Annotated in this window: 3 protein-coding genes; all 3 read left to right on the plus strand. The window is 73.9% G+C overall.

Annotated elements, in window-relative coordinates:
* Window positions 1–243: 243 nt before the first annotated feature.
* The gene (locus ACTIR_RS0115715) at window positions 244–840 is read left to right on the plus strand and encodes a TetR/AcrR family transcriptional regulator (RefSeq protein WP_026454992.1); all 597 of its coding nucleotides are present in this window, start codon (window positions 244–246) and stop codon (window positions 838–840) included.
* A 112-nt stretch (window positions 841–952) separates the two neighbouring features.
* Window positions 953–2,383, plus strand: a complete 1,431-nt coding sequence (purB, locus tag ACTIR_RS0115720; RefSeq protein ID WP_026454993.1) for an adenylosuccinate lyase — start codon at window positions 953–955, stop codon at window positions 2,381–2,383.
* Between the two features lie 14 nt (window positions 2,384–2,397).
* Window positions 2,398–3,239, plus strand: an 842-nt coding sequence (locus ACTIR_RS0115725; protein WP_026454994.1) for a sulfite exporter TauE/SafE family protein, incomplete at its 3' end; no start/stop codon positions are given.

Genomic DNA, 3,239 nt, shown 5'->3' on the forward strand with positions numbered 1-3,239 from the left:
GGACCGACGTCGCCGAGCACCGTGCCGGGGACGGGACGCTCGTGGTCGTCCTGCGCACCCCCACCGGCCACGGTGGGGAACGGGGGCCGGGCGCCGGTCCGCGCCTCGACGCCCTCGCGGAGGCGGTGGCGGAGTCGGCGACCCGGTGAACGGCCGTGCGGTGCCCGGACACCGGCCCCGACGGAACGAGCGGATCGGACGAGGCGACGTCGCGCGCGGTACCGGGTGGCAGACTGACCGGACATGACCTCCGCAGCGAGTACGCCGAAGGGTGAGCGTCGGCGCGCCGCTCTCGTCGCCGCGGCCGCCGAGCTGCTGGTGGAGGGCGGTTTCGGCGCGATCCGCCACCGCGCGGTCGCCGAACGGGCCGGACTGCCGTTGGCCTCGACCACCTACTACTTCGACTCGCTCGACGACCTCGTGTACGCCGCCACCGAGCACGTCGGCCGTCGCGACCTGGCCAGGGGCCGCGAGCGGCTCGCCCGCCTCGGCACCGAACAGCGCAACGTGGACACCGTGGTCGAGCTGGTGCTCGACCAGCTGCTCGGGACCGATCCCCAGCACGAGGCCGTGGTGCTGCGCTACGAACGGCTGGTCGGTACCGGACGGCGACCGCACCTGCGACCCCTGATGCGCACGCTGGCGGTGGAGCTGCGGGAGTTGCTGACCGAGAGCCTCACGCGGTCCGGGTTCGACGTCGACCCCGACCGGCTCGAACGCATCATCGCCCTGGTGGACGGCGCCGTCGTCAACGCGCTGATCGAGGTCGACCCGGACCCCCGCGCGGCCGCGGCCCGCGTGTTGCGCGAGGTCCTGGGCGGTTCCGACGCCCCGGGGTGACCGGTGCGGACGGTCCTTCCGGTGTGGACGGGCCCGGGGCAGGGGGAGCCCGACCCGGCCGGTGCCCACCCTGCGGGGCGTACGCGGACCGGCCCCTGGCTAGCCTGAGCACGTGACGGACAAGCCCCGAATTCCGAACGTGCTCGCCGCCCGCTACGCCTCGGCCGAGCTGGTGCGGTTGTTCTCCCCCGAACACAAGGTCCGCCTCGAACGTGACCTGTGGATCGCCGTGCTCGCCGCCCAGCGTGACCTCGGCATCGCGGTGCCCGACGGCGTGCTGGAGGACTACCGGCGGGTCCGGGACACCGTCGACCTCGACTCGATCGCCGCCCGCGAGCGGGTGAGCAGGCACGACGTGAAGGCGCGGATCGAGGAGTTCAACGCGCTGGCCGGGCACGAGCACGTGCACATGGGGATGACCTCCCGGGACCTCACCGAGAACGTCGAACAGCTGCAGGCGCGGGCCGCGTTGGAGCTGGTCCGGGACCGGGTGGTGGCGGTGCTGTCCCGGCTGGCCGCCCTGGCCACCGAGCACGGGGGGCTCGTGCTCGCGGGCCGTTCGCACAACGTGGCCGCGCAGGCCACCACGCTGGGCAAGCGGTTCGCCACGGCCGCCGACGAACTGCTGGTGGCGTTCACGCGGCTGGAGGAGCTGATCGCCCGCTACCCGCTGCGCGGGATCAAGGGACCGGTCGGCACCGCGCAGGACATGCTCGACCTGCTCGGCGACGCCTCGCGGCTGGCCGAACTGGAGCGCCGGGTGGCCGACCATCTCGGCTTCGACGAGGTCCTGACCAGCGTCGGGCAGGTGTATCCCCGTTCGCTCGACTTCGACGTGGTCTCCACCCTCGTGCAGGTGGCCGCGGCACCGTCCAGTCTGGCAACCACGATCCGGCTGATGGCCGGGCACGAGCTGGTGACCGAGGGATTCCGCCCGGGGCAGGTCGGGTCGTCCGCGATGCCGCACAAGATGAACACGCGCTCGTGCGAGCGGGTGAACGGGCTCGCCGTGGTGCTCCGGGGGCACCTGTCGATGGTCGGTGAACTGGCGGGCGACCAGTGGAACGAGGGGGACGTGTCCGACTCGGTGGTGCGCCGGGTCGCGCTGCCGGACGCCTTCTTCGCCCTGGACGGCCTGCTGGAGACGTTCGTGACCGTGCTGGACGAGTTCGGCGCCTTCCCCGCCGTCGTGGACCGGGAGCTGGCCCGCTACCTGCCGTTCCTGGCGACCACCAAGGTGCTGATGGCGGCGGTGCGCGCGGGTGTCGGCCGGGAGACCGCCCACGAGGCGATCCGCGAGCACGCCGTGGCGGTGGCGCTCGACATGCGGGAACGGGGGCAGGCCGACAACGACCTCGTCGAACGCCTCGCCGCCGACGAGCGCATCCCGCTGGGGGTGGACGACCTGAACGCGCTGCTCGACGACCGGTTGTCGTTCACCGGCACCGCGGCCGACCAGGTGGAGGCCGTGGCGGGCCGGGTGGCCGGGATCGTGCGCCGGTTCCCGGACGCCGCGGCCTACACGCCCGCCCCGATCCTCTAGCGGCGGCCCGCGGTATGGCCACGCTGCTGCTGGTCGCGCTGGCCGGGTTCGGTGCCCAGTTCGTCTCCGGCACGCTGGGCATGGGGTACGGCATGACGTCGACCACCGCGTTGGTCGCGCTCGGCACCGCCCCCGCCCTCGCGTCGGCCTCGGCGCACTTCGCGCAGGTCGGCACGTCACTGGCCTCCGGCGTGTCGCACTGGCGGCTGGCCAACGTCGACTGGCGCACGGTCGGGATCCTCGCCGGTCCGGGCGCCGTGGGCGCGGTGGTCGGGGCGGTGGTGCTGGTCGCGCTGCCGGTCGGGCTCGCGACGGGCTGGATCACCGTGATCCTCTCCCTGCTCGGGCTGTACGTGCTGGTGCGATTCGCGTTCCTCCGGCTGGGCAGGTTGATCACCGAACGGCGCCCCGGCGCCCGGTTCCTCGCCCCGCTCGGTCTGGTCGCGGGGTTCGTCGACGCCGCCGGTGGCGGCGGGTGGGGTCCGGTGGCCACCACGACGCTGCTGTCGAGCGGGCGGTTGGAGCCCCGCAAGGTCGTCGGCTCGGTGCAGGCGGCCGAGTTCGTGGTGACGGTCGCGGCGAGCCTGGCCTTCCTCGCGGCGCTGTCCCTGCACGGTATGAACTTCGCCGTGGTGCTGGGCCTGCTGGTGGGCGGCATGTTGGCCGCCCCGATCGGTGCCGTGCTGGTGCGCCGGATCCCGCCCCGGCTGCTCGGGACCGCCGCGGGTGGTCTGATCGTGCTCGCCAACGCCCGGCCGCTGCTCGACGTCCTGGGCGCCCCGGGGCCCGTGGTGGCGGTGGTCCACATCGCGGTGCTCGCGCTGGTCGGGACCGCGCTCACGGCCGCGGTGCGGTC

The organism is Saccharomonospora iraqiensis subsp. iraqiensis, assembly GCF_000430445.1.
Taxonomy (GTDB): Bacteria; Actinomycetota; Actinomycetes; order Mycobacteriales; family Pseudonocardiaceae; genus Saccharomonospora; species Saccharomonospora iraqiensis.

Excerpts from the sequence above, each read along its gene's own strand:
- ACTIR_RS0115715 (WP_026454992.1), top strand. The coding sequence starts at position 244 with ATGACCTCCGCAGCGAGTACGCCGAAGGGTGAGCGTCGGCGCGCCGCT.